The sequence below is a fragment of the Paraburkholderia piptadeniae genome (genome assembly GCF_900007165.1).
Taxonomy (GTDB): Bacteria; Pseudomonadota; Gammaproteobacteria; order Burkholderiales; family Burkholderiaceae; genus Paraburkholderia; species Paraburkholderia piptadeniae.
On the sequence record NZ_CYGY02000175.1, the window covers coordinates 1 to 5,578 of the forward strand.

General features: G+C 59.2%; 6 protein-coding genes and 1 pseudogene. 2 read left to right on the plus strand and 5 right to left on the minus strand.

What is annotated here, in order from left to right; all coding sequences use genetic code 11:
- Positions 1-289, plus strand: a 289-nt coding sequence (locus BN2476_RS43920) for a type 2 periplasmic-binding domain-containing protein (protein WP_500045278.1), incomplete at its 5' end; no start/stop codon positions are given.
- A gap of 544 nt (positions 290-833) precedes the next feature.
- Here the strand turns inward: BN2476_RS43920 and BN2476_RS46940 are convergent.
- Positions 834-1,172, minus strand: a complete 339-nt coding sequence (locus BN2476_RS46940) for a DoxX family protein (protein ID WP_160111886.1) — start codon at positions 1,170-1,172, stop codon at positions 834-836.
- Positions 1,173-1,365: 193 nt separating this feature from the next.
- Between BN2476_RS46940 and BN2476_RS43935 the strand changes: the two genes are divergently transcribed.
- The gene (locus tag BN2476_RS43935; RefSeq protein WP_160111887.1) at positions 1,366-1,947 is read left to right on the plus strand and encodes a TetR/AcrR family transcriptional regulator; all 582 of its coding nucleotides are present in this window, start codon (positions 1,366-1,368) and stop codon (positions 1,945-1,947) included.
- Between the two features lie 336 nt (positions 1,948-2,283).
- On the opposite strand, the pseudogene BN2476_RS43940 reads toward BN2476_RS43935, so the two are convergent.
- From BN2476_RS43940 to BN2476_RS43955, 4 genes and pseudogenes are all read right to left on the minus strand, one after another.
- Positions 2,284-3,945, minus strand: a pseudogene (locus BN2476_RS43940) (cation acetate symporter).
- The gene (locus BN2476_RS43945; protein WP_087740353.1) at positions 3,942-4,247 is read right to left on the minus strand and encodes a DUF485 domain-containing protein; all 306 of its coding nucleotides are present in this window, start codon (positions 4,245-4,247) and stop codon (positions 3,942-3,944) included. The pseudogene BN2476_RS43940 and the gene BN2476_RS43945 overlap by 4 nt, the downstream one beginning before the upstream one ends.
- A gap of 366 nt (positions 4,248-4,613) precedes the next feature.
- Positions 4,614-4,940 carry a phospholipase domain-containing protein gene (locus tag BN2476_RS43950; protein WP_160111888.1) on the minus strand — a complete coding sequence of 109 codons (327 nt, stop codon included), beginning with the start codon at positions 4,938-4,940 and terminating at the stop codon, positions 4,614-4,616.
- A 244-nt stretch (positions 4,941-5,184) separates the two neighbouring features.
- On the minus strand, positions 5,185-5,520 hold the full coding sequence (locus BN2476_RS43955; RefSeq protein WP_268958033.1) for a DUF4238 domain-containing protein: 336 nt from the start codon (positions 5,518-5,520) through the stop codon (positions 5,185-5,187).
- Between the last annotated feature and the right edge of the window lie 58 nt (positions 5,521-5,578).

Here is a 5,578-nt window from a genome sequence, read left to right on the forward strand (position 1 = left end):
GCGTCAGGTGCGACTGACGGTGCCGCACTTCATGAGCGTGGGCTTCATCCTGCAACGCACTGATCTGATCGCTACGGTACCGGAGCGACTTGCCCTGCAACTGGCCGTCCCGTTCTCGCTCACCCTGCGCGCGTTGCCATTGACGCTGCCCGCCGCGCCGATCCATCTGCTCTGGCACGCGCGAGCCCACCAGGACGAAGCCAATCGGTGGCTGCGCGGTGTGGTGGTCGATCTGTTCACGGACACGGGAACGCAGGCGCGCAAAGCAAGGTCCGCACAAAAGAAATAAGAGTCTTGGTCGAATGGCCCAATCTGCTTCGATCACGGGCGATCGCGCGAACTCAACGCACGTTTGACCGGATTCGGGCTCAACCAAGCCGCGCCGGCGCCAGGCAGTTGCATGTAGTCGTCCTGTGCAAGGTCGCTTATTCAGGCTGCGTACTTGGCGGTGCACCCTTGGACACCTCATTTCCCTTCGCGCGCATGCATTCCAGGTACGCGAGATCGTATCTTTGCTGCACGTTCAGTTGTGCCCGCGACACGTGAGCATCGCTAGCAGCGCGCGCGCCACCGCCGCGCGCCAGCTGCTCTCTCGCATACTGTTTGCACTGCGAATCGTCCTGCAGAAAGACGATGAATGGTTTGTCGCGCCCCGGCTTCACGGCTACCGCTGGCCCGATGGGCTGCGACACGCATCCGGCTGCAACCCCGCAAACCATCACGGCAATCTGGACTCTATAAAGAATACTCACGGCGTCCGTCCCTATCCGAAGCTGTAGCCCGGTAGACGCAACCGGGATAGCAGGACCATCACGATTGCAAGTGCCGCGAGATCAGGTTCCGGCTCGCTGGAGCACAGCGTCGGCCAGGATCAGTGCGAAAAAGCCTATCACGGGTATGAGGTGCGAGAGGCGCTCGCGCCATTTCAGAAGCGTCACCAACGCGGCAAGGATCACTAGTGCTAGCCCAGCAAGCGCGATGAGACGGGTGGACGGGAGCAACAGCAACGCCGCACCTGCGAGTTCCAGACCCGCCGTCAAATGACGCCATCCCTGGGGGTACCCCCATCGCTGGAAATTTGCTTCCGCGTTGCCGACGTTGAAGAAGTTTGCGAGCCCCGCGCCGGCGAACGCCAGCGCCGTGATTCCGCTCAAAATCGCGGCCGCACTCACTTCGTCGCTCCGCGTCGCATCGGAATGACGCCCATCTTGGCAAGACCGGCGGGTTTGCACATGACGTTTCTCCATGGCTATGAGACGATACAGAATCGTATCGCATCCACACTCATCATGCAAGACGTTTTCGTATCGTATGAAAATCACTGATTCCCGGAAGTGGCGAGCAGATGACCCGCGCAGGCTCCGCATGGCTGAGAAGCGCGCTGAGATCTTGCGCGCCGCGGGTCCCATTCTGCTCAGGGACGGCCTGGGTGGGACGACGCTTGACCGCGTCGCATCTGAAGGCGGGATCTCCAAAATGACCCTCTATCGGCACTTTCCCGACAAGGAAGCACTGTTCGCGGGACTGGTTACCAGCATGTGCGAGACCATGCGCGAGGGCCTTGAGAACGCGCCGTTGGCTGACATTCGTAAGCCCGCCCCCGATAGGCTCGCGGACGAGTTGCGCGCCTTCACGACGGCGCTGATCGAGCCGGATTGGCTAGCGCTATACCGCTTGATCGTTGCGGACGGCTGGCGCTTTCCTGATCTTTCTCACGTCTTCGATCAGTCCGGCATGCGCGTTATACGGCAGCGCATTGCAGAATTGCTCGAAACGGGAGGAGTACCTGCCACTACATCAAAGCAAGTTGCGGCCGAGGTTGTGGCATTGGCGCTGGGGGATGGGTACCAGCGCGCGGTTCTTGGCATCGGTGCAGGGGGGGGCAGCGAGGCGTTCGCGCAGCAAATCGAAGCTGCTGTAGCGCACGGGTTTAGCCGGCTAACCTAGCTGTCGCCTTTCAGCCGGTCGACGCACGAAAGCAAGATCTTCGTCCGCCTGAAGATAGGTCGGGCTATCGCCCAGACGACGCACGCGCGATGAGAGTTCGGTTGCAAAGGGACGATCAGCGCCCGTCGCGAAATGAGCCAGGTGTTCCTTTGCGCTTGCCATGTACGTCCCCGATTTTTGCAAATGTCTTCGCCTTACGGCTGCGCATCGTTGTTGCGTTGATTCAGGTCACGCAATGCGATGCCGATCTCTTTCCGGACACTGTGGGATGCTGGCCGGTCGGTGTCCGCCGCGACGGAAACACCGACCTTGGCCCTCAAGTCGCGCCTTGTCTGTTTAGTGGCTGACGCCTTCCACAGCTCCGATGCCGGTTTCCGAACGCACGGCCTGCGCCTCGAAACCGGCCTGGTCGATGCGTGCGCGATTGGATTTGTCAGTCACCGAGAAGAACCAGATGCCGAAGAAACCAATTGCCATCGAGAAGAGCGCGGGTGATGCATACGGAAACGGCGCGCTCGCGTAGTGAAAGACGTCGACCCACACTGCCTTCGACAGAATCGTCAGCAACACAGCAGAGAGCAGCCCGAGGAAGCCACCGATGGCCGCACCGCGCGTCGTACAGCCGCGCCACAGCACCGACATGAACAGCACAGGGAAATTGGCAGAAGCCGCCACTGCGAAAGCGAGCGAAACCATGAATGCGATGTTCTGCTTCTAGAACACGATGCCAAGCACGACGGCAACGATGCCCAGCACCACGGTTGTAACGCGGGAAACAAACAGTTCGTTTGCGCTCGACGCCTTGCCATGCTTGAACAAGGTCGCATAGAGGTCATGTGATACCGCCGACGCGCCGGCGAGCGTGAGGCCCGCGACGACGGCGAGGATCGTGGCGAACGCGACGGCAGAAATAAAACCGAGGAACACGTTGCCGCCGACTGCCGTCGCCAGATGCACGGCCGCCATGTTGTTACCACCGAGCAGCTTTCCGGCCGCGTCTTTGAAAACGGGATTGGTGCTCACCAGCACGATCGCGCCAAAGCCGATGATGAAGGTGAGAATGTAGAAATAGCCAATCCATGTGGTCGCCCAGAATACCGACTTGCGCGCTTCCTTCGCATTCGGAACCGTAAAGAAGCGCATCAGGATGTGCGGCAGGCCGGCTGTTCCGAACATCAACGCGATGCCGAAGGAGATTGCCGAAATCGGGTCCTTGATGAAGTTGCCCGGCCCCATGATCGATGCCTTTTTCTCGTGCACATCGACGGCCTTCGCAAAGAGCGCCTCAGGGCTGAAATGAAATTGCCAGAGCACCATGAACGCCATAAACGATGCGCCCGCGAGGAGCAGGCACGCCTTGATGATTTGCACCCAGGTGGTCGCGGTCATGCCGCCGAAGAGCACGTACACCATCATTAGCATGCCGACGATCACGACCGCGATCCAGTAGTCGAGGCCGAACAGCAGCTTGATGAGCTGTCCTGCACCCACCATCTGCGCGATCAGGTAGAACGCCACGACGACGAGCGTGCCTGATGCGGCGAACGCGCGTATCGGGGCCTGCCTGAAGCGATACGCCGCCACATCGGCGAACGTGAAGCGGCCGAGATTGCGCAGCCTTTCGGCCATCAAAAACGTGATGATCGGCCAGCCCACCAGAAAGCCGATCGAGTAGATGAGTCCGTCGTATCCGTTTGCGTAGACAGCGGCCGAGATGCCGAGAAAGGATGCCGCAGACATGAAGTCTCCAGCGATCGCCAGGCCATTCTGAAAGCCGGTGATCCCGCCGCCTGCTGCGTAGAACTCTGCAGCCGAGCGCGTTTTCCTGGCGGCCCATTTGGTGATGAAGAGCGTCGCGATCACGAACACGATGAACATACTGATCGCGGTCCAATTGGTTGCCTGCTTGACCGCCTGACCAAGATCGGCACCGGCTGCGAAGCAACTTGCAGAAGCGACGAAAAGCGCGCCCGTTGCGAGGAATTGACGAGCCTTCATGCGACCTCCCGCTTGATCTGGTCGGTGAGTTCGTCGTAGGCGTTGTTGGCGCGACGCACATAGAAGCCCGTGATCGACACGGTGAACAGGATCACGAAGAGACCGATCGGCATGCCCCAGGTCATCACCCCCGGGCCGATCTTCGCGGCGAGCATGTCTCTATCGAACGCGATCAGCAGCACGTAGCCATAGTAGACGACGAGCACGAGGGCGGTGAGCGTCCATCCGAGCCTCGAGCGCCTTCGCACCAGTTCGTGGTACGTCGCGCTCGATTTGATTTTCTCTGCGAGTTTCAAGTCCATCTTCGTCTCCTGCACGGATAACACTTCATTGCCTGAACGAGTGCCTCGTTCGAGTAGGGCCGGAACGATCGGTAATCCAAATGTACTTGGGCGTTCCGGTGGAATGTGGTGCGATGCTCTCGCGCACGCTGTTTAGACGCGTCGTTCTTTTGATGCGCTCGGTAGTACGTTAAAAGCGCCCGCTTACCGGGTTCTTACGCGAGGCGATTTCATTTACAGGGGTTTACGCGGGGAAGGGTATTTTCAGATGCAAACGATGGACGCACTGCAGCGCTGACTGAATTGCAGCGCGCAACGCTGTCGGTCACGTGACCGTTCGAAGAGCACTCGCCGCTCACCGGCATTGCACAGAGATCAGGTCCGCGATCACGCGGCAGCCGGATCGCTAATAAGGTCTTCTCCATTTTCGACACGGCCCGCGAATTGCCGCTGGAATCCCGGCTGAACATCCACCGTCACGGTGAAGTCGTACCCGTTTCCACTTGACGATACCGGCCAGCTGGTTGTCGTTGTGTCACCTGCCGCCAACGGGAGGTTCCATGGACCATCGGTGCGATATGCTTTCGATGTGACTGTGAACTGGCACCCTGCGTGGCCCGAATTGATCATGTGCAGGCAGACCGCGTTATTTGCCTGATCGTAGGTTACGCGGATCTCAGGATTAGCAGATGCGGCGCCCGATGTCTCGGCCATGTCTCCTGCAAACGTCGACATTGTCGAGCGTGGGCACAAAACCAGCCGAGAGGCCGCTACTGCGGCCTAGATCGAATCGCAGTTTTGCTCCCGTTGAGAGGACAGCAAGCGACCCATTCCAGCCCATCGACACGGCACGATTGCTACGTCAGCTTTCGAAGTGAAGCAGCCACTCAAGTAGGCGCTTCGGCCGAGGCGGTCGATCGCAGATCGGTGCTTCGAAATTGCTGCTCTGTTTGGGCAGTCACACCACGATCCGGCCATGAAAAGCCTTCTGATAGCGTCGCCCGATCTGTTTTTTGTAGGGGTGAATGGCTTCCTCCGTATCGCCGATGATGTGCATCATCGCTTGAGCCGCCTGTTTCGAATTGAGTTCGACGACGGTAGTCTCGTCAACCCGATTTTTGCCCTGTGTGAACCGGTCGGAATCACAGATGATGTAAGCGAACGTCGGCGAAATCGGATAATAGAAGTCGGCATGCTCAGGTGAGGAGAATTCCGTTTCCGACACACACGAATGAACGTTGACGACGGGATGGTCGGACGTGATGAAAGGCACTGAGGTGTCATTTATCAGCAATGCATGCCTCGCCTTGTTGCGATCCGCGTACAGGCTCCATCAGAGGTGGCTCCGCTTG

Bases quoted from the DNA above. Each gene is read 5' to 3' on its own strand.
- BN2476_RS43935 (WP_160111887.1), top strand. From the start codon at position 1,366: ATGGCTGAGAAGCGCGCTGAGATCTTGCGCGCCGCGGGTCCCATTCTG.
- BN2476_RS43950 (WP_160111888.1), bottom strand. From the start codon at position 4,940: ATGGCCGAGACATCGGGCGCCGCATCTGCTAATCCTGAGATCCGCGTA.
- BN2476_RS43945 (WP_087740353.1), bottom strand. From the start codon at position 4,247: ATGGACTTGAAACTCGCAGAGAAAATCAAATCGAGCGCGACGTACCAC.